20 protein-coding genes are annotated in these 18,691 nt (G+C 72.1%); 14 read left to right on the plus strand and 6 right to left on the minus strand.

Features of this window, described 5'->3' with window-relative positions; all coding sequences use genetic code 11:
* Nucleotides 1–32: 32 nt before the first annotated feature.
* Nucleotides 33–695, minus strand: a complete 663-nt coding sequence (locus tag J2S42_RS36345) for an FMN-dependent NADH-azoreductase (protein ID WP_307246700.1) — start codon at nt 693–695, stop codon at nt 33–35.
* 145 nt (nt 696–840) lie between these two features.
* Here J2S42_RS36345 and J2S42_RS36350 point away from each other — a divergent pair, with 145 nt between their 5' ends.
* On the plus strand, nt 841–1,422 hold the full coding sequence (locus tag J2S42_RS36350; RefSeq protein ID WP_307249234.1) for a MarR family winged helix-turn-helix transcriptional regulator: 582 nt from the start codon (nt 841–843) through the stop codon (nt 1,420–1,422).
* Between the two features lie 18 nt (nt 1,423–1,440).
* Here the strand turns inward: J2S42_RS36350 and J2S42_RS36355 are convergent, their stop codons facing one another.
* The gene (locus tag J2S42_RS36355; RefSeq protein WP_307246702.1) at nt 1,441–2,514 is read right to left on the minus strand and encodes a CapA family protein; all 1,074 of its coding nucleotides are present in this window, start codon (nt 2,512–2,514) and stop codon (nt 1,441–1,443) included.
* 298 nt (nt 2,515–2,812) lie between these two features.
* Here J2S42_RS36355 and clsA point away from each other — a divergent pair, with 298 nt between their 5' ends.
* The 11 genes from clsA to J2S42_RS36410 all read left to right on the plus strand — a co-directional run bounded on the left by clsA (nt 2,813) and on the right by J2S42_RS36410 (nt 11,117).
* Nucleotides 2,813–3,445, plus strand: coding sequence for a cardiolipin synthase ClsA (gene clsA, locus J2S42_RS36360; RefSeq protein ID WP_370879330.1), 633 nt, complete (start codon nt 2,813–2,815; stop codon nt 3,443–3,445).
* A complete protein-coding gene (locus J2S42_RS36365; RefSeq protein WP_307246705.1) occupies nt 3,442–4,374 on the plus strand; it encodes a DUF881 domain-containing protein in 933 nt (310 codons plus the stop codon). Before clsA ends, J2S42_RS36365 begins: the two co-directional genes overlap by 4 nt.
* Nucleotides 4,374–4,706, plus strand: a complete 333-nt coding sequence (locus J2S42_RS36370; RefSeq protein ID WP_307246706.1) for a small basic family protein — start codon at nt 4,374–4,376, stop codon at nt 4,704–4,706. The genes J2S42_RS36365 and J2S42_RS36370 overlap by 1 nt, the downstream gene beginning before the upstream one ends.
* A gap of 16 nt (nt 4,707–4,722) precedes the next feature.
* Nucleotides 4,723–5,946, plus strand: a complete 1,224-nt coding sequence (locus tag J2S42_RS36375) for a DUF881 domain-containing protein (RefSeq protein WP_307246709.1) — start codon at nt 4,723–4,725, stop codon at nt 5,944–5,946.
* Between the two features lie 29 nt (nt 5,947–5,975).
* Nucleotides 5,976–6,356 carry a glycine cleavage system protein GcvH gene (gene gcvH, locus J2S42_RS36380; protein WP_307246711.1) on the plus strand — a complete coding sequence of 127 codons (381 nt, stop codon included), beginning with the start codon at nt 5,976–5,978 and terminating at the stop codon, nt 6,354–6,356.
* A gap of 238 nt (nt 6,357–6,594) precedes the next feature.
* Nucleotides 6,595–7,041: an oxoglutarate dehydrogenase inhibitor Odhl gene (gene odhI, locus J2S42_RS36385; RefSeq protein WP_307246713.1), complete on the plus strand. Its 447-nt coding sequence runs from the start codon at nt 6,595–6,597 to the stop codon at nt 7,039–7,041.
* A 118-nt stretch (nt 7,042–7,159) separates the two neighbouring features.
* Entirely contained in the window at nt 7,160–7,834 is a 675-nt protein-coding gene (gene ftsR, locus J2S42_RS36390; RefSeq protein WP_307249238.1) for a transcriptional regulator FtsR, read from the plus strand.
* Between the two features lie 188 nt (nt 7,835–8,022).
* Nucleotides 8,023–8,487, plus strand: coding sequence for a bifunctional nuclease family protein (locus J2S42_RS36395; RefSeq protein ID WP_307246715.1), 465 nt, complete (start codon nt 8,023–8,025; stop codon nt 8,485–8,487).
* A gap of 178 nt (nt 8,488–8,665) precedes the next feature.
* The gene (locus J2S42_RS36400) at nt 8,666–9,244 is read left to right on the plus strand and encodes a MerR family transcriptional regulator (RefSeq protein ID WP_307246717.1); all 579 of its coding nucleotides are present in this window, start codon (nt 8,666–8,668) and stop codon (nt 9,242–9,244) included.
* A gap of 292 nt (nt 9,245–9,536) precedes the next feature.
* The gene (locus J2S42_RS36405) at nt 9,537–10,439 is read left to right on the plus strand and encodes an arginase family protein (RefSeq protein ID WP_307246719.1); all 903 of its coding nucleotides are present in this window, start codon (nt 9,537–9,539) and stop codon (nt 10,437–10,439) included.
* A gap of 147 nt (nt 10,440–10,586) precedes the next feature.
* Entirely contained in the window at nt 10,587–11,117 is a 531-nt protein-coding gene (locus tag J2S42_RS36410) for a DNA-directed RNA polymerase subunit beta family protein (RefSeq protein ID WP_307246721.1), read from the plus strand.
* Nucleotides 11,118–11,169: 52 nt separating this feature from the next.
* Here J2S42_RS36410 and J2S42_RS36415 read toward each other — a convergent pair whose 3' ends face one another.
* Both J2S42_RS36415 and J2S42_RS36420 read right to left on the minus strand, forming a co-directional pair.
* Entirely contained in the window at nt 11,170–12,063 is an 894-nt protein-coding gene (locus tag J2S42_RS36415; protein ID WP_307246723.1) for an LLM class flavin-dependent oxidoreductase, read from the minus strand.
* Nucleotides 12,060–14,321, minus strand: coding sequence for an LLM class flavin-dependent oxidoreductase (locus tag J2S42_RS36420; RefSeq protein WP_307246725.1), 2,262 nt, complete (start codon nt 14,319–14,321; stop codon nt 12,060–12,062). The genes J2S42_RS36415 and J2S42_RS36420 overlap by 4 nt, the downstream gene beginning before the upstream one ends.
* 208 nt (nt 14,322–14,529) lie before the next feature.
* Here J2S42_RS36420 and J2S42_RS36425 point away from each other — a divergent pair, with 208 nt between their 5' ends.
* Nucleotides 14,530–15,810 (plus strand): ammonium transporter, encoded by a 1,281-nt coding sequence (locus J2S42_RS36425; protein ID WP_307246727.1) that lies wholly within the window; start codon nt 14,530–14,532, stop codon nt 15,808–15,810.
* Between the two features lie 73 nt (nt 15,811–15,883).
* Here J2S42_RS36425 and J2S42_RS36430 read toward each other — a convergent pair whose 3' ends face one another.
* Nucleotides 15,884–16,108: a ferredoxin gene (locus tag J2S42_RS36430; RefSeq protein WP_307246729.1), complete on the minus strand. Its 225-nt coding sequence runs from the start codon at nt 16,106–16,108 to the stop codon at nt 15,884–15,886.
* A 183-nt stretch (nt 16,109–16,291) separates the two neighbouring features.
* On the opposite strand from J2S42_RS36430, the gene J2S42_RS36435 reads away from it, so the two are divergent.
* Nucleotides 16,292–16,594: a DUF418 domain-containing protein gene (locus tag J2S42_RS36435; RefSeq protein WP_307246731.1), complete on the plus strand. Its 303-nt coding sequence runs from the start codon at nt 16,292–16,294 to the stop codon at nt 16,592–16,594.
* Between the two features lie 367 nt (nt 16,595–16,961).
* Here J2S42_RS36435 and J2S42_RS36440 read toward each other — a convergent pair whose 3' ends face one another.
* A complete protein-coding gene (locus J2S42_RS36440) occupies nt 16,962–18,680 on the minus strand; it encodes a sulfatase-like hydrolase/transferase (RefSeq protein ID WP_307246732.1) in 1,719 nt (572 codons plus the stop codon).
* Nucleotides 18,681–18,691 lie beyond the last annotated feature (11 nt).

Below are 18,691 nucleotides of genomic sequence, written 5' to 3' on the forward strand. Positions count from 1 at the left end.
GCGATGGTCGCGGGCGGGCCGTCGCGTGACGGTCAGGCCGTGGTGAGCGCGGCGACGCGGGCCGCGATGGTGCGGCCGTGCGCCTCCGCGGCGGTGTGCGCGTCCGCCAGCGACTGGGCGGCCAGGCCGCGCAGCGCCTCCATCGCCGGGTTCACACCGGCCAGCGTCAGTTCCGCCTCCGCGATGTGCACGTCCAGGCCGAGAATGTCGGCGAACATCCGGCGCAGGTACGGCGTGCTGTGGTCCCAGCCCTCGCGCGGCGTGCCCGGGCCGTAGGCGCCACCACGTGCGGTGACCACCACGGCCGGCCGGCCCTGGAGAATCCGGTCGCCGCTGGGCGCGAAGCGCGGCTCGGTGAGCAGCAGGTCGAACCACGCCTTCACGTGGTGCGGGATGTTCCAGTTGTACAGCGGGATCGCCAGCAGGTACGCGTCCGCGGCGAGCAGCTCGTCCGCGATGACGGTGGCCAGCGCCGCGGCGTCGCGCTGCGCGGCCGTGCGGTCCTCGACCGGGGTGAAGCCGACGCCGACGGCGTTGCGCCAGGAGTCCGCGGGCAGCGGGTGCGCGCCCAGGTCGCGGCGCAGCACCGGCACGCCGGGGTGCGTTTCTGACCAGGCCTTCTGCACGGTGTCGGCGACCGCGCGGGTCACCGAGCCCTCGGTGCGGATGCTGGCGTCGAGGCGGTAGAGGGTCATCGTCGCTCCAGGAGAGTTGCCGTTCTGTCTCACAGATCGTCTGTCTGAAATACTATCTCGTCAACGGTCGTATAAATCACAGATCATCGGAAGCCCTTGGCGAATCGGGGGGTATGGCGGACGTCCGTACTATGGGTGCGTGACCATGACCGCAGCCGAAGCGCTGACCGAGATCGCCGAGCGCGCGCGGGCCTGCGCGGAGCAGGGCCACAAGCCGATCGACACCGATCTCGGCTGGGGTCTCGGCGTGGTCTTCCGCAGCTACGTCCGCGCGTCCGAGCACGTGGTCGCGGACCTGCCGGGCGGGCCCCGGGGCTACCAGATCCTCCGGATCGCGACCGGGGAGACGGCGTACAGCCAGGCCCAACTCGCCCAGCACCTCGGCATAGACCGCACCGTGATGACATACCTGCTGGACGATCTGGAGCAGGCCGGGCTGGTCGAGCGCCGCCCGGACCCGGCCGACCGGCGCACCCGGCGGATCGTCGCCACGCCGCACGGGCACGAGCGCCTGGAGGTGCTCACCCAGGGCTTCGAGGCGGCCGAGGAGCACGTGCTGGCCACGCTCCCGGTGGGCGACCGCGCGGTGTTCCGGGTGCTGCTGCAACGACTCGCGACCACGGTCGAGGCCGAGTCCGCGGAGAACCCGTGTCAGGCGGTGGATGACAGCGCGGCACCGGCCGCCCAGGCGGTCGCTACCGGCCCGCGGCGGTCCCGCCGACGCTGACCGGTCACCGCGGCCGGATCAGGACTTCGGGCTCGGCGACGGCGACGCGCCCGGCGGCTCGGCGGACAGGCCCGCGCACTCGCGCAGCGCGGCGAACCGGGCGAGCGCGGTCTCCGCGGCCTTGCCGGCCAGCGGCTCCGCCTGACCGGTCGCGGCGGACACCCGGGCCGGGGTGAACGACGCGTCCGTCACCGCGCCGCCGTTCACGGTCACCCGCAGCACGCCGGTGTCCGGCGAGACCGGCGAGTTCTTGAACCAGACCAGATCACCCAGGCTGTACGCGACGTACGCCGAACCGAGCCAGCCGGCACCCTGCAGCGTGTGCGGCGCGCCGGTGCCGACGATCACGTCTGCGCCGGCCTCGGCCAGCGCGGACGCCAGCTGCTGCTGCTTCGGCGACGGGCACTGCGCGTCGGTCTCGCCCCACTGGTTGTAGACCACGACCACGTCCGCGGAGCGCTTGGCGTCGATCACCGCCGCGATCGCCCGCTTGGTGTCCACCGGCGCGGCCACGCCGGGCCGGCCGCCGGCGGCCGCGAAGCTCTCCGCGAACAGCGGCGTGGTGTTCAGCGCGATCACCGCGACCTTCGCACCCTGCGTCTCGGTCACCCAGGGCCGGAACGCGGCGCTCTCGTCCTGGCCGGCGCCGAACACCGGAAAACCGGCCTTGGTGGCGGCCGCGACCGTGTCGGTGAGCCCTTGCGGGCCGAAGTCGAGCACGTGGTCGCTGGCGATCGAGACCGCGTCCACGCCGGCCTCCTCCAGCGCCGCGAACGCGGTGGCGGGCGCACGGAAGTTGCCCTCGGTGCGGACCGGTGTGCCGCCCTTGGTGATCGCGGACTTGAGGTTGACCACGGTCACGTCCGGGTCGGAGAGCGCGTCCTGGAGGTCGCCGAACGCGGTGGACGGGTCGTCGAGCAGCGTGGCGGTGCGGCCGGCGAAGTGCACGTCACCGGCGAAGCCGAGCGTGATGGGCCGGGCCGGCGCGGCCGACTCGTCGACGTACACCGGCAGGAAGGGGGTGCCGGTCGCCGCCACGGTGCCCGTGCCGCCGGCGGTGCCACAGCCGGCCGTCAGGCAGAGGACCGCCACCGGGAGAACGAGCGCACGATGCCAACCCCGTATCACGGGTGCATAGCGTAGGGACAAACTCGCCCGGTGCGGGTCACAGCCGGATAACGAAGTCCTAGGACGCAGGAATCGTCACGAACGGGGTGTAATCACAAGATCAGCGTGGGGCTCATGGGAGGCCGCCCACCGGGCGTTATAGTGGCCCGGCAGTGCGACCGACCGGCCCCCGGGCCGGACGAGACCGCACCACGGACCGCCGCCTCGGCGGAGCCGGGCATCGGTGGGGCATGCCCGGCGTGCTTGCGCGGGAGGGGAAGCTGTGGCGCGTCCGCCTGCGCCTTGGGCGCCCGGACAACCGCTCGAGGGCATTTTCACCGAGCGGGTCATCACCGTGCCGAATGCGATCAGCTTCGTGCGCCTGATCGGCGTGCCGGTGTTCCTCTGGCTGCTGCTCGGCTTCGACGACCAGCAGGTGGCCGCGTTGATCGTGCTCGCGATCGGCGGCACCACCGACTGGGTGGACGGCTGGGTCGCGCGCCGGCTCGGCCAGGTGAGCCGGCTCGGTGAGCTGCTCGACCCGTTCGTGGACCGGCTCTACATCGTCGCCACACTGGTCGCGTTCACGCTGACCGCGGTGGTGCCCTGGCAGTTCACGGCCGCGCTGGTGGCCCGCGAGGCGGTGCTCGGCGTCTGCCTGCTGATCCTGCGCGCGCACGGCTACGGGCCGCCGCCGGTGCACTACGTCGGCAAGACCGCCACGTTCATGCTGCTGGCCGCGTTCCCGGTGCTGCTGCTGTCGAAGGCGTCCGAGGCGGCCGGGCCGTTCGCGCACGCGTTCGGCTGGGCCTGCGCGGTCTGGGGTCTGGTGCTCTACTGGATCGCCGCCTTCTTCTACATCTACCAGGTGTCGCTGCTGGTCCGCGCGACCCGGCCGGCGAGCGGGACGGCATGACCGATACCCCGGAGAGCCCGAAGCGGCGACAGTACGCTCCGGACTTCCTGACCGAGCTGTTCCGCAACCCGCTCGACCCCGGGTACGCGGACGCGGCGGCCCGGCGTGCCAAGGAGGGCCCGCGGACCGGGTGGCGCGGCGCCTCCGCCCGCGGGCTCGCGCTCACCACGCTGGTGCTGGTCGGTTTCCTGTTCGCGATCGCCTACCGGCAGACCATGGCCGAGGAGCCGGCCCGGGGCAAGGCGCGCGCTGCGCTGGTCGATCAGATCCGCACCCGGCAGGACGTGGCCGAGGGCCTGGAGCAGCGGGCCGCCGCGCTGCGGGCCGAGGTGAACGCGCTGCGTGAGGCGAACCTGGAGGGCGGCACCGCGGAACGGCTGCGCAACCTGGAGGCGCTGACCGGGCTCGCCGACGTCGAGGGCGACGGCGTGACGGTGACGGTCGCGGACGGGGACGCGCACGTCGACGTGGTCACCGGCGGCAGCAAGAAGGTCTCCAAGGTGCTCGACCGGGACCTGCAGGACATCGCGAACGCGCTCTGGGCGACCGGTGCGGAGGCGATCGCGATCAACGGTGAGCGGCTGACCGCCACGTCCACGATCCGGGCCGCGGGCGAGGCGATCCTGGTCGACTTCGCGCCGGTCACCAGCCCGTACGAGGTGACCGCGATCGGGCCGGACGACCTGAAGGACCGCTTCGAGGAGACCGGCACCGCGTCGCTGTTCCGCGCGCTGGTCGACAAGTACGGCATGAAGTTCCAGGTCGACGACCGTGACGACCTGAAGCTGCCGGCGGCGGCCGGTGGCGACCTGGAGCATGCCTACCGTTCGCCGGAGCCGACACCGCCCGCGACCGGCACCGGCACGCCCGCGACCAGCGGCACCGGCACACCCACCCCGACCACTCCGACCTCCCCGGAAGGCGACTGATGTACGCGGTCATCGCGTTGATAGCGGGCGTCCTGCTCGGCGTGTTCCTGGACCCGACCGTGCCACCGGCGCTCCAGCCGTACCTGCCGATCGCGGTGGTCGCGGCGCTGGACGCGGTGTTCGGCGGCGTCCGGGCGCGGCTCGACCGGAACTTCGACGACAAGCAGTTCGTGATCTCGTTCATCTCGAACGTGCTGGTCGCGGCCGTGATCGTCTACCTGGGTGACCAGCTGGGCGTGGGCGGGCAGCTGTCCACCGGCGTCGTGGTCGTGCTCGGCGTCCGGATCTTCGGCAACGTGGCCGCCATCCGCCGCCACCTGTTCAGCGCCTGACGGGTAGCGTAGGCCGATGACCAGCGACGAGCCGATGCGAGCCGACTCGCCAGCACCGAAGGATCCGCCGCGGACACCGGTCGACGACGAGATCACGGTCGATCTGACCCGGCGGGACCTGCGTCATACCGAACCGCCGGCCACGTCCGTGCCGCCGGTGGTGCTGCCGCCGGTGGCCCCGCCGTCCGAGGTCGTGCCCGCGAGAACCGGCACCGACGCGGAGCCGGCCGCGCCGCGCAAGCCGAGCCCGGCGCCGCCCGCCCCCACGCCGGTGGCGAAACCGGCTCCGGCTCCGATCGTGCCGGTGAGCCCGGGCGCACCGAAGCCCGCCCCGGCGACCCCGAAGCAGAAGGTGGCCGCGCCCGCGGAAGCGCGGAAGATCGTCGCGCCGCCCCGGGTGGAGGAAGACCGCGCAGCCCCGGTAGCGGCGAAGCCGGAGCAGGACGGCGCCGGTTCGCCGGCCGAGGCCGGTGTGCCCCCATCCGTACCCTCGGGTGATTCCGGGAATGATGCGGCGCCGGCGGCGCGGCGGTTCAACGCGACCACCGTGATGATCGCGGTGTTGCTGCTGTTGTTCGGGTTCACGCTGGTCGTGCAGCTGAAGGCGAACGACGGCGACTCGACGCTGCTGACCGCCCGCCAGGAGGACCTGGTGCGGATCCTGTCCGACCTGGAGTCGCAGGAGCAGCGGCTGCAGCAGGAGGTCACCGCGCTGGAGGACAGCAAGCAGTCGCTCAGCTCCGGCGCGGAGGGCCGCGAGGCCGCGCTGCGCGAGGCGACCGAACGCGCGGACGACCTCGGCGTGCTCGCCGGTGAGCTGCCCGCGCGCGGCACCGGGCTGGTCATCCGGATCAACGGGGGAGAGGACCAGGTCGAGTCGGACGCGCTGCTCAACGCGGTGCAGGAGCTGCGCGGCGCGGGCGCGGAGGCGATGCAGATCGAGGGCGGCGACGGCACCGCGGTGCGGGTCGTGGCGTCCACGTCGTTCCAGGACTCGCCGGCCGGGCAGGGTGGCGACCGGTTCGGCGTGGTCGTCGACGGCAAGCGGCTGACGTCGACCTACACGATCACCGTGATCGGCGACCCGAAGACGATGGACACCGCGTTGCGCATTCCCGGCGGGGTGATCGAATCGATCACCGATGACGGCGGTAACGTGACCGTGCAAGAACAAGGTGTGGTGGACGTGTCTGCGATCCATGACGTCACCACGCTGCGGTACGCCCGGCCGGTCTCCTGACCCGGCTCTCACCGAAGGACGAACGACCCGTGATTCCTGAGCACCTGCGATACACCGCCGAACACGAGTGGGTGTCCGGTGACGGCTCCGCTGCCGTGCGTGTCGGCATCACCGACTTCGCGCAGCAGGCGCTGGGCGACATCGTCTACGTGCAGCTGCCCGACGTGGGCACGACCGTCCAGGCCGGCGAGTCGCTGGGCGAGGTCGAGTCGACGAAGAGCGTCTCCGAGATCTACGCGCCGATCTCCGGCACCGTGGCCGCGAAGAACACCGCGCTGGACGACCAGGCCGAGCTGATCAACACCGATCCGTACGGCGAGGGCTGGCTGATCGAGATCACCCCGGCGGACCCGGCGGCGGTCGCGGGCCTGCTCGACGGCGCGGCCTACGGTGAACTGATCAACAAGTAGTTTCGTCGCACCGACAGAGTGTGATATCTGACAACCTGACGCGTTGCGCGCGTCCGGTTGCCGCACCCTACCCCGCTGGCTACTCTGCCGTAGTCACGCGAGAACTTGATATTGAAACCGCATTGTCGAACGTCCTTCACATGCCACGGATGGCAGCCGGGGGAGGCCCCGCCGGGCGCTGACCGGCGGTTGTCCCGGTCCGGGGGACGTGCGACCGAAACAGACACGAGGTGGTCCGATGACGCGCCCAGACGACGAGTTCCCCCCACTCGACGTCACGTCGACGCTGAACCTGGGTTCGCTCGACGAGGTCCTCGAGGGTCCGGATGCCGACGTGGTACCCAGCCGGATGTCCGGTTCGCTGCCGCCCGGCATGGCTCTGCTCGTCGTCCGCCGGGGGCCGAACGCCGGCGCCCGCTTCCTGCTCGACCACGACGTGACGACCAGCGGCCGGCACCCGGACAGCGACATCTTCCTCGATGACGTCACGGTCTCCCGCCGGCACGCCGAGTTCCACCGCGACGGCGGCACCTTCACGGTCCGCGACGTGGGCAGCCTCAACGGCACCTACGTCAACCGGGAGCGGGTCGAGGCCGCGACGCTCTCCAACGGCGACGAGGTGCAGATCGGCAAGTTCCGGCTCGTCTTCATCGCCGGGCCGCGCCCGGACGAGGGTGGCCGCTGATGACCTTGATCCTCCTGTTTAGCGAGGAGATGTCATGACCGTATCCGGGGCGGCGGCCGCCTTCCCCGGTCCGCCGCCCGGTAACCACCGGGCGGCGCAGCAGGACGGGCGCCGGCTGATGAGTATCGGCGAGGTGCTGTCCGAGTTGCGCGCGGAGTTTCCCGACACCACGATCTCCAAGCTGCGCTTCCTCGAGGCCGAGGGGCTGGTGGAGCCGGAGCGCACCGCATCCGGCTACCGCAAGTACAGCTGGGACGATGTCGCGCGCCTGCGGTTCGTGCTGACCGCGCAGCGGGACCAGTACCTCCCGCTGCGGGTCATCCGCGCGCAGCTGGCCGAGATGGAGGCCGCCGGTTCCGCGCCGGTGGCCCTCCGGCTGGTGGGCGCTCCGTCGGAGGACGAGCCGGCCGCGGAGCCGGTCGACACCCGGTGCAGCCGGACCGAGCTGCTGGAGCGTACCGGGCTGTCGGACACCGGGCTCAGCGAGATCGAGCGGCTCGGGCTGATCACCTGTCGCTCGCCCGGGTGGTACGACGAGGACGCGCTCACGGTCGCGCACGCGGTCGCCGGTCTCGCCCGGCACGGCATCGAGGCGCGGCACCTGCGCGCGTTCCGGGCCGCCGCGGACCGTGAGGTGGGTCTCTACGCCCAGCTGATCGCGCCGCTCGCCCGGCAGCGTGACCCGGCCGCCCGGGCCCGCGCCGCCGAGACCGCGCTTGAGCTGGCCGGACTTTCACAGATGCTGCACGCGGCCCTGCTCCGGGCCGGTCTGCGGGACATCCTCGAGCGCTGAGTTGGGGATTTGTCCGTAACACGCGTGCCGTAGGCTCGCTTGGGTACGGTGCCCGGCATCGCACGGCGCGGGTGGCACTTACGCATGGTGATCCGTGTACCGTGCAGGTGAGGGGCAGAACGCGCCTCGACGCCGCCGCTGGGGCGGTGGCATCGGGGCGTTCACACATAAGCGACACGGAGGCAGCGGTGCGCGAGCTGAGCGTGGTCGGGGTGCGGGTGGAACTGCCCAACAACCAGCCGATCGTCCTGCTCCGCGAGGTCGAGGGCGACCGGTACCTGCCGATCTGGATCGGCGCGGTCGAGGCCACGGCCATCGCCTACGAGCAGCAGGGGGTCAAGCCGGCCCGGCCGCTGACCCACGACCTGCTGCGGGACATCCTGGCGGCGCTCAAGGCGCCGCTCCAGGCCGTCGAGATCACCGAACTGAAGGAGAACGTGTTCTACGCGGATCTCCTGATCGGTGACGGCGTGCGCGTCTCCGCCCGGCCCAGCGACTCGATCGCGCTCGCGCTGCGCGTCGGTGCGCCGATCCGCTGCGCCGAGCAGGTGCTCACCGAGGCCGGCATCGTCATCCCGGACGAGCAGGAGGACGAGGTCGAGAAGTTCCGCGAGTTCCTCGAGGGCGTCCGCCCGGAGGACTTCGCCGGCTGACTTTTCGGCTCGGCGTTAACGGGTACGTAAGCTTCGCGATACGGTGACGAAGTCGTCACGCTGCGCAGGATCCCCCGTACGCGGCGTGTCGCGGCAAAGCTTCCGCGATCCGGTCCGATGTGCGCTATATGGTGGGGCTCGTCGAGGGACGCGGCACCGCACAGCGGGAGGTAGTCGCATGGACGAATCTGCTGGATCAGGGTCGGCCCCCGGGGCCGACGACGGCATCGGGATCGGCGAGGACGGCACCGTGGGATACCGCGGTGTGACCGCCTGCCACGCGGTGGGCATCAGCTACCGGCAGCTCGACTACTGGGCGCGGACCCAGCTGGTCGTCCCGAGCATCCGCGACGCGTCCGGTTCCGGGACCCAGCGGCTGTACTCGTTCCGTGATCTGGTGGTGCTCAAGGTCGTCAAGAGCCTCCTCGACGCCGGGGTCTCGCTGCAGAACATCCGCAAGGCCATCGAGACGCTGCGCTCGCACGGCGTCGAGGACCTGGCCGGCATCACGCTGATCTCGGACGGCACGACGGTGTACGACTGCCGCTCCCCGGAGGAGGTCGTCGACCTGTTGCAGGGCGGGCAGGGCGTGTTCGGCATCGCGATCGGCGGTGCGTTCAAGGAGATCCAGGGCTCGCTGTCGCACCTCCCGGGCGAGCCGGCGGTCTTCGCACGGCCCGCGGCGGACCCGGAGCCGGCGGCGGAGACGCTCGGCGACGAGCTGGCTGCCCGCCGGGCCCGGCGCCGCGCCGGCTGAACCGTTCTTCTCCCCGGCTACGCCGGCTGACATTCGCCATCCACCCGCTTCCGGCGTGGTGCGCTGGGCTCGCTCCCGCGGGCACCGGTCGTCGCTGGCGCTCCTCCCTGCCGGTCTCGTCGTCGGTTCCGCGCGGTCTCCCTCCCCGCGTGATGGCACGCCGGCGACGCGGTGCGCTCCGGGCGGACGTGGATCCGGTGCGGGCCCTGCCGCGGATGGCCGGATGTGCCGCGGGCGGGGCGCCCGGTCCACGGCCGATGCGGCCCGGCCGGACCGTGGCATGATGATCGGCATGGATGCGGCCTGGGGGATCGTCGGCGTGCCGTCCAGCGCGGGAGCGCACACGCCCGGCGTCGAGAAGGGGCCGGCCGCGATCCGGCGGGCCGGGCTCGCCGGGCTGCTGCCCGGCGGCGCGGCGGACCACGGCGATGTGCCCGGCGCTCGCTGGCGGCCGGATCGGGCACGCCCGGCCGCCAAGAACGCCGGCGAGGTCGCGCGGGTGGCGGCCGGGACGGCGGACGCGGTCGCCGGTGTGCTCGCGCGCGGGCAGCGGCCGATCGTGATCGGCGGGGACTGCTCGATCACGGTCGGTGTGGTCGCCGGTTTCGTCCGGCACGGCACACCGCCGGCACTGCTCTACGTGGACGGTGGTCCCGACCTGTTCACGCCCGCCACCAGGGCGAACGGGAATCTGGACGCGATGGGTACGGCACACCTGCTCGGGCTGCCGGGCTGTGCGCCCGAGCTGGCCGGGATCGGGCCGGTGACGCCGCTGCTGAGCCCGGCCGACGTGGTGAGCTATGGCGACGCGCTGGCCGGCGGGGACGATCCGGAGCGCCGCCTCCTCGACGAGCTGCGGATCCCGTACGTGACCGCGGCCGAGGTGCACGCGGACGTCCCGGGTGCGGCCCGGCGGGCGCTGGCCGCGATCGAGGCGACCGGGCGGCCGTTCGTGCTGCACCTGGACGTGGACGTACTGTCCTTCGTGGACGTTCCGCTCGCTGACGTGCCCGACTCCGGCGGCGACCCGATCGGCCTGACGCCGGCGGAGCTGACCGCGTCGCTGGCCGTGCTCACCGCCGGCCCGCGGTTCGCGGCCCTGGTGCTGACCGAGATCAACCCGGACCACGCGCCGGACGACTCGGTGCTGGGTGACTTCCTGGCCGCGATCGCGGGTGCGCTGCCCCGGGCGTGACGGCGGCCCGCCTGATCACCCGTTCAGGGGTGCATTTCCGCTGATCACGCCCGCGCCGGTGGTCGCGGTGACACGATTTTCGCGGCGTGCCGGTGGACCAGTCTCCGCGGACAAACCGCGCCACCGGCCGACATGGGGGGAAATATCATGCGAATCAAGGCGCGGTATGCAGCCGTCGTCGCCGGGGCTCTCGCGGCGATGGCGGTGCCGGGGGCCGCTCAGGCGGGCCCGGTCGAGGGTCCGGCCTACCTCCGCAACGTCGGGCTGGACGGCTGCCTGACCGCGGTCGGTGACGACGGCAGACGCGGTGCGCTCGTCCGGGTCAAGCCGTGCGACGGGTCGTTCGCGCAGCTCTGGCTGATGAAGGTGCTGCACGTCGACGCGGACGACCAGCCGGTGTTCACGATCCGCAAGAGCGGGTGGGAGTGCCTGGAACTGATCGGGGAGGAGCTGCCGGACAGCGGGCGGCTGGCGCTGCGCGACTGCGACGAGGGGAACCCGTACCAGGTGTTCCGGGCGTCCACGACGGACTGGTCCGCGCCGGTCTGGCGGGTGTCCGGTCCACTGCCCGGCGCGTGGCTGCGGGCCTACCACGAGCACGAGGCGCCGTACGTGGCGGCGGATGACGAGCGGCCGGGTGCGTTCGCCGAGTGGGAGCACCTGCCGATCGGTGCGTGAGCCGGTCCCGCCGGGAGGCCGCATCGGCCTCCCGGCGGGCGCCGTGACGTGGTCAGCGTTCCGCCGCGACCAGCTCCCGGGTCGCCGGCGCGATCTCCTTCGCGAACAGCTCGATCGCGGCCGGGTCGTCCGTGGCGAGGACGAAGCCGCTGGTGCCGTACTCCAGCGTCAGCCCGGCCAGCTCCTCCGCCCACTGGTCCGGCGGCCCGTCCAGGAACCCGCGGCTCTGCGCCGCGAACGAGCCGCCCACGTTCAGCAGCCGTCGCACGTCGGACGGGGACCGCCCGGCGTCCACGGCTGCGGCGTCGATTCGCGCGTTCATGTCGGTCAGGTCGGACGCACCGCCCTTCAGGTACGCGAGCGACGGCAGCCACCCGTCCGCGAGCCGCCCGGTCAGCGCCAGCATGCGCGGCTTGAGCGCGCCCACCCAGATCGACACGTCGTGCGCCGGGGCCGGGCCGCGCTTCGCACCGTCCACCGTGTAGTGCTCACCGGACACCCGCACGCCGCCCTTGACCGACGTGTCCCAGACCGAGCGGATGATCTCGATGCCCTCGGCCAGCGCGTCCACCGCCTGCCCGGGGGTGAGCCGCCGCCCGCCCATCGCCTCGATCGCGTCCCAGAACGCGCCCGCGCCCAGACCCAGCTCGACCCGGCCGCCGGAGAGCAGGTCCAGTGACGCGACCGCCCGGGCCAGCACCGCGGGCTCGCGCAGCGGCAGGTTGAGCACGTTCCCGGCGACCGTGATCCGGCTGGTCCGGGACGCGACGTAGCTCATCAGCGTCCACGCGTCGTGAAACGTCGGCTGGTACGGGTGGTCCTGGAAGGTGACCAGGTCCAGCCCGAACTCCTCCGCCGCGACGGCCAGCTCGACCGCCTGCTGCGGCGGCCGGGCCGCGGGCGTGACGAACGCTCCGAAGATCAGCTCGTGTCCGTAGTCGGTCATGACCGGTCCTCCGATGCGGGAGTGATGTTGAAGTTGTCGCGGAACAGGTTCGTCGGGTCGTAGACCGCCTTGATCTGCCGCAGGCGGGCGAGCGTGTCCGGCGGGAACGCGTCGGTCAGCCGCTCCGGCCGCGGATCGGTCTCGAAGCTGAGGTAGAGCCCTTCCATCAGCGGGTGCAGCTCGCGGTCCCAGACCCGGTCCAGCCGCTGCCGGTTGCTCCCGATCGCGGCGATCTGGAAGTTCGCGTCCCGGTGCGCGTACGCGGTGTCGAACGCGCCGACGTCGGAGACCGCGCCGCCGACCGCGCGGATCTGGAAGAAGTAGGTGGCGCCGCTGGCCAGCAGCCTTGTGATCCCGGCCGCCACCTCCGGCGTGAGGTGCCGGACGAACCCGGACCGGCTGACCGGCTCGCCCTGGCCGCGGTGCGGTTCGGTGGACGCGTTCGAGATGACCGCGGCGTACGGCGCGATCACCACGTTCTGGTCGTAGAGCGCGGAGACCGAGGCGATCGGCGTCATCTGGGCCACGATCGTCTCCGGGTCGGACGCGTCGACCAGCGCCATCACCTGCGCGAACGACGGCTGACCGGGCTGCGGCGGGCCCATCAGCAGGTTCGCGGTCAGGTCGCGCGGCGCGGCCTCGACCGCCTGCCCGTACCGGACCAGCATGCCGGCGGTGTCGGACGCGTCCAGCACGAACTGGCCCCAGCCGACGTCGCCGACCTCGTCGACCCGGAAGTCGAAGTCGATCGCCACGCCGACGTTCGCCCCGGCGCCACGCAGCGCCCAGAACAGGTCCGGGTGCTCGTCCGCGGACGTGCGCACCACCGTGCCGTCGGCCAGCACCACGGTCGCGGCGCGGACGTGGTCGAGCGTCAGGCCGTACTTGCGGGTCATCCAGCCGACGCCGCCCGCGGTGGTGAGCCCGCCGACGCCGACACCGCCGTAGTCGCCGGAGGTCAGCGCCCAGCCGTGCGGTGCCAGCGCCGCGGCCACCTCCATCCAGCGCAGGCCGGCGCCGATCCGGACGAGCCGGGCCGCGGGGTCGAGCACCTCGAACGTCGTGAACCGGCCCAGGTCCAGCACGATCCCGCCGTCGTTGGTGGACCGGCCGCTGACGCCGTGGCCGCCGCTGCGCACGCCGAACGGCAGGTGCCGGTGTGCGGCGGCGAACCGCAGCGCGTCGCCGACCTCGTCCGGCGTGGACGGTCGCAGCACCAGGCCGGGTGAGCCGCCGCGCATGTAGTTGGAGCGCACCGACGGGTACTCCACGTCGCCCGGCTCGACCGTGGACCGGGCGAGGGAGGCCGGTACGTCGTCGTAGCCGATGCCGGGGCGGCGCTTCGCCCGTACCGCCGAGGGTCTGTGGTTGGTCCTGGCCAGCGGTGCGGCGGCGTCCCGGAGCGCGGGCATCACGTCGGTCGCGAACGTCTCCATGTCGGCGGCGGAGTCGGTCATCAGGATCAGCGTGCCGATGCCGTCCGCCAGGATCAGCGGCAGCAGCTCGTCGATCCACTGGGCGGGCGGGCCCTGCAGGAAGCCCTCGGACGTGTCCCGGAACGTGCCGGAGATGTTGAGCAGGCGGCGGATGTCGGCCGGTTCGCGCCCGGCGGCCACCGCGGCCTCGTCGATGATCTTGTTGCCGGCCGCGATACCGTCCCGGCCGACGTAGGGCAGCGACGGCAGCCAGCCGTCCGCCTTCGCGCCGATCAGCCGCAGCATGCGGGGCTTGACGCCGCCGGCCCAGATCGGGATCGCGTGCGCCGGCGCCGGTCCGCGTTGTGCGCCGACGACGCGGTGGAACTCGCCACCGGCGCGTGCCGGCCGGCCGCTGGACAGGTCCTGCAGCTCGCGGATCACGTCGATCGCCTGGCCGAGCGCCTCGATCCTCGCGCGCGGCGGCTGCACGGTGGCGCCCATCGCCCGCGCCGCGTCCGGGAAACCGCCGGCGCCGAGCGCGAGCTCCAGACGGCCGCCGGAGAGCAGGTCGAGCGAGGCGGCCGCGCGGGCCAGGACCGAGGGGTTCCGCAGCGGCACGTTGATCACGTTCGGTGCGAGCCGGATGCGCGAGGTCTGGCCGGCCACCCAGGCCAGCAGTGTCCAGGTGTCATGAAATCTCGGTTGATATGGGTGGTCCTGGAACGTGACGAGGTCGAACCCGAGCTCCTCGGCACGCTTCGCCAGGTCGACCGGGTCGTGCGGCGGCGCGTTTCCGGGCGTGACGAACGTGCCGAACTCAAGGGGGTGTCCGTAACTCATGATCACGCTCCGTCTTAGGTTGATGCATCAACCAGTGTGCCAGATTCGCCGGAGATCGGCTGTGACCCTCGCCGCGTCGTACCGCCGCACGGTTTTAAATGTTTCGGAACGTCGTGAAACGATCACGCAACACCGCACGTGACCGCCCGTAATCAACTGTGAGTTCACTGCCGCTCACAACGCTTTGAGTCTCAAGGGAGTACATACAGTGGACAGTGGTAGCACCGCGTGGGTGTTGACCAGCACCGCGCTGGTCCTGCTCATGGTGCCCGGCCTCGCGCTGTTCTACGGCGGCATGGTCGGCGCCAAGCGCGTCATCAACATGGTCATGATGACCTTCGGCGCGGCCATCGTGGTCTGCGTCATCTGGGTGCTCTACGGGTACTCGCTCGCGTTCGGTGACTCCATCGGCGGCGCGGGCATCCTCGGCCTGGACACCGCGAACTTCGGCCTCGGTGGCGTGATCGCCGAGGACGAGGCCGCCACCATCCCGCCCGCGCTGTTCGCCGTGTTCCAGATGCTGTTCGCGGCGCTGACCACCGCGCTGATCGCCGGTGGCGTCGCGGACCGGATGAAGTTCGGCGTCTGGCTCGCGTTCACCGCGGTCTGGGCCACCCTGGTCTACCTGCCGGTCGCGCACTGGGTCTTCGCGTTCGACAGCGACACCGTCGTCGGCGGCTGGATCGCCAACGACGTCGGCGCGATCGACTTCGCCGGTGGCACCGCCGTCCACATCAACGCCGGCATCGCCGCGCTCGCGGTCGTCATCGTGCTCGGCAAGCGCACCGGCTGGCCGTCGTCGCCGCACAAGCCGCACAACCTGCCGCTGACCGCGCTCGGCGCCGGCCTGCTCTGGTTCGGCTGGCTCGGCTTCAACGGCGGCTCCGCGCTCGCCGCCGGCAACTCCGCCTCGGTCGTCGTGCTGAACACGGTCGCGGCCGCGTCCGCCGCCGGCCTCGCCTGGATCGTCGTCGAGCGGTTCCGTGGCGGCGCCATGACCTCGCTGGGCAAGTCGTCCGGCATCGTGGCCGGCCTGGTCGCGATCACCCCGGCATGCGGCGCGGTGAACCCGCTCGGCGCGCTCATCATCGGCGCGGTCGCCGGTGCGCTCTGCGCGCTCGCCGTCAACCTCAAGTACAAGCTCGGCTACGACGACTCGCTGGACGTGGTCGGCGTGCACCTGGTCGGCGGCATCATCGGCACGCTGCTGATCGGCTTCCTCGCCACCGCGGACGCGCCGAACGAGCGCGACGGCCTGTTCTTCGGCGGCGGCGTCGAGCTGCTGCTCGACCAGACCATCGCGGCGGTCGCGGTGCTCGCGTACAGCTTCGTGCTGACGTTCATCATCGCCAAGCTGTTCGACCTGGCCGTGGGCCTGCGGGTCAGCGCGGAGGTCGAGCAGGAGGGCATCGACAGCGTGCACCGGGAGTCCGGCTACGACTTCCTCGGCCCGGACCCGGTCGCCGAGCCGGAGCCGGTCAAGGCCTGACCAACGCTTGCGCAGACGTGGCCCCGGCGCCCCGCCCACTCCTCCCGGGCGGGCACGCCGGGGCCCGCCGCGTTCACGACCGGATCGGCGCCGGCCGGTCGTGGCTCAGGATGGCGGCCGCGGGGCACCGGAGCACGGCCTCGCGGACCGCCGGAGCCGTGTGTGCCGGCGGCCGCGCGTCGAGCAGGCGGACCAAGCCGGCCTCCTCGTCCAGATCGAAGACCTCCGGGGCGATCGACCGGCACATCCCGGAGCCGATGCAGCTCGCGCCGTCGACCTCCACCCGAAACGCACTCATGTGTAGCCTCCCGCTCACTGTCGGTCTAGGACATCGTTCCTGACCGTCATTCCGCGCACCAGACGCGGAGATCGCGGATGACGCCAATCCCGGCACGTGTCCGGCCGAAAGCACTACCTGCCCGCGGCGTTCCCGGCCTTCCGGCCGAGGTTCCGGGCCGCGCGTGCGCGCAGGCTGTCGGGCATGTCGTCGAGAACCGTGGCGCTCGACGTGATTCGCGGATTCGCACTCTGCGGCATCACCGTCGCCAACATCAAACCCATCGCCCACCGGGGTACGGTGCACGAGTCCACGGGGACGGTGCTGCCGCCCGGTCCGGTGCCGGACGCCGTACCGTGGCTGCATCTGTTCGTCGATCAGCGCTTCTATCCGATCTTCGCGGTGCTGTTCGGCGCCGGGTTCCAGCTGCTCCTGCTGCGCGCGGCCGGGTCGCGGCGGGTGCTGCTCCGGCGGCTGCTGGCACCGTCACGGACGACGGCCGTGTGATCACGGGCGGCAGCCCAGTCGCCGGCCTGACCGGCAGCACCGGCACCGGCCTCACCGCCGGCACCGGCTGCTGGCCGAGGCGGTTCGGGCCGCGCACGCCGGTGACGCGCTGGTCTCCCCGTCGATCACGACGCGCCTGCTGCGGCACTTCGCCGGCGCCAGGCCGTCGACGGGCCCGCCGCCCCCGCTGACCGGCCGCGAGCTGGAACTGGTCCGGAAGGTCGCGCACGCCGGACCAACCGGGAGATCGCCGCGGAGCTGTTCGTCTCGGTCGCACCGTCAAGGCACACCTGGCGAACGTCCAGGCCGAGCTCGGCCTGCGCAACCGGGTCGAGGTCGCGGCCTGGGCCTGGCAGAACCGCCAGGTCTAGAGATCGCTGAACGTGGTCAGGAAACGGTCCCGGAACGTGTCCATCCGCCAGACCGGCGCGTCCGGGGCCGGCTTGAGCCCGGGCGTCCACTCCCACGAGGCGACGCGGTCCAGGACCGCCGGGTCCTTGGCGACGATCGTGATCGGCACGTCGCGGGTCGCGTTGTCGCCGGTGATGATCGGGGCCGGCTGGTGGTCGCCGAGGAACACCAGCACCGTGTCGTCCGTGCCGTAGGTGGCGATCCACGAGGTCAGCGCCTCGATCGAATACTCGATCGACTGCCGGTAGGCGGCGCGCACCCGGTCGGAGTTGCTCCACAGCTCGCGGGTCGGGACCCCGGCCTGCGCCTGCGGCGTGAAGACCGTGCCGTCGCCGACCGCGTTCCAGTCGACCATCTGCGGCAGCTTCGTCCACGGCGAGTGACTGGACAGCGTGTCGATCTCCGCCATCACCGGGCCGTCGTGCACGTCCAGCTCGCGCCGCTGCAGCGTGGAGTAGGAGAACTGGTCCGGGACCACGACCCACGTGAAGTGCTCACCCTCGTACCCGATCGTGTTCGAGTCGTAGACCTGGTCGAAGCCGTAGAAATGCTGCTCAGGCCAGGCATAGGTGAGGGCCGGCATGACGCCGACCGTGCGCCAGTCCGCGCGCTGGAACGCGCCGGTCAGCGTGGTGTGCCGGGTGCTGACCAGGTTCCGGTACCGCTGCTGGTTGTCGATCCACAGCCCGGACTGGAACGTGGAGTGCGCCAGCCAGCTGCCACCACCCGCGGTCGGCGAGGTCAGCCAGCCGCTGCGCGCGCTGAACCCGGCCGCGGTCAGCCGCTGTTCACCCGCGTCCAGTGCGGCCGTCACCGGCCCGGTGTAGTCGTACCCCTCCACCGCGGTCCGCCCGTAGCTCTCCACGAACGTGAGGAAGAAGTCCTTACCGGCCAGCCCGGTAAGCAGCCGCTCCGGCGGCACGTCCCGGAACGCGTCGTTCGCGGCCAGTTCCGCGAACTCCCGCGAGTCCGCCAGCCCCGTGTTCACCTGCCGCACCTTGTCCGCCGCCATCCGTGCGGTGCTCCACGCCGCCACCGGCCCACCCGGATCGGCCCGCAGCCCCGTTCCGGCGATCAACACCCAGATCACGGTCAACACCGCCACGGTACGGACGGAGGCCCGGTCGTGCCGCACCACGAACCCGGACAGCCGCACCGTCGCGGCCGCCGTCAGCGCCAGCACCCCCACCGCCAGCAGCACCACCCCGGCCAGCACCGCCCACGCCACCGCCGTGTTCGTGTTCCCCTGCACGATGTTGTAGGCGTCCGCGAAGAACGGCCAGTCCAGCACCAGGTCGAACGACCGGGACAGCGTGGTGTAGAAGCCCATGTCGACCAGCTTGACGATCAGCAGCAGCCCGAGCACCGCCCCGAGCACCGCCGCCAGGATCTTCCGCGGCCGGGCCGGGAGCAGGCGCAGGACCGCCACCGCGATCAGCGCTTCCAGCGGAATCCGGAGGAACGCGGCGGGCCCGAGGCTGCTCACCTGGTTGGGGGAGAGCAGCGCCCCCAGTACCAGCACGGCCGCCAGTAGCGTGACGACCCACCCACCGACGGTTCCCAGTCGCGTCCCGGTTCGCACCGGCGCGGACGCGGGCGCCTCGGGCGCGGGCTCCGTGGCCGACACGGTCGTGTCGACGGGCGGCGTGTCCAGACCTGGTGTGATGAGCGACAACGGTCAGTTCC

The organism is Catenuloplanes indicus (assembly GCF_030813715.1).
In the GTDB taxonomy this organism is placed as follows: domain Bacteria; phylum Actinomycetota; class Actinomycetes; order Mycobacteriales; family Micromonosporaceae; genus Catenuloplanes; species Catenuloplanes indicus.

What these genes read in the sequence shown, in the direction of transcription:
- J2S42_RS36345 (WP_307246700.1), bottom strand. Translation starts at nt 695, where the DNA reads ATGACCCTCTACCGCCTCGACGCCAGCATCCGCACCGAGGGCTCGGTG.
- J2S42_RS36350 (WP_307249234.1), top strand. Translation starts at nt 841, where the DNA reads ATGACCGCAGCCGAAGCGCTGACCGAGATCGCCGAGCGCGCGCGGGCC.
- J2S42_RS36365 (WP_307246705.1), top strand. Translation starts at nt 3,442, where the DNA reads ATGACCGATACCCCGGAGAGCCCGAAGCGGCGACAGTACGCTCCGGAC.
- J2S42_RS36370 (WP_307246706.1), top strand. Translation starts at nt 4,374, where the DNA reads ATGTACGCGGTCATCGCGTTGATAGCGGGCGTCCTGCTCGGCGTGTTC.
- J2S42_RS36375 (WP_307246709.1), top strand. Translation starts at nt 4,723, where the DNA reads ATGACCAGCGACGAGCCGATGCGAGCCGACTCGCCAGCACCGAAGGAT.
- odhI (WP_307246713.1), top strand. Translation starts at nt 6,595, where the DNA reads ATGACGCGCCCAGACGACGAGTTCCCCCCACTCGACGTCACGTCGACG.
- ftsR (WP_307249238.1), top strand. Translation starts at nt 7,160, where the DNA reads ATGAGTATCGGCGAGGTGCTGTCCGAGTTGCGCGCGGAGTTTCCCGAC.
- J2S42_RS36400 (WP_307246717.1), top strand. Translation starts at nt 8,666, where the DNA reads ATGGACGAATCTGCTGGATCAGGGTCGGCCCCCGGGGCCGACGACGGC.
- J2S42_RS36405 (WP_307246719.1), top strand. Translation starts at nt 9,537, where the DNA reads ATGGATGCGGCCTGGGGGATCGTCGGCGTGCCGTCCAGCGCGGGAGCG.
- J2S42_RS36410 (WP_307246721.1), top strand. Translation starts at nt 10,587, where the DNA reads ATGCGAATCAAGGCGCGGTATGCAGCCGTCGTCGCCGGGGCTCTCGCG.
- J2S42_RS36415 (WP_307246723.1), bottom strand. Translation starts at nt 12,063, where the DNA reads ATGACCGACTACGGACACGAGCTGATCTTCGGAGCGTTCGTCACGCCC.
- J2S42_RS36420 (WP_307246725.1), bottom strand. Translation starts at nt 14,321, where the DNA reads ATGAGTTACGGACACCCCCTTGAGTTCGGCACGTTCGTCACGCCCGGA.
- J2S42_RS36430 (WP_307246729.1), bottom strand. Translation starts at nt 16,108, where the DNA reads ATGAGTGCGTTTCGGGTGGAGGTCGACGGCGCGAGCTGCATCGGCTCC.
- J2S42_RS36435 (WP_307246731.1), top strand. Translation starts at nt 16,292, where the DNA reads ATGTCGTCGAGAACCGTGGCGCTCGACGTGATTCGCGGATTCGCACTC.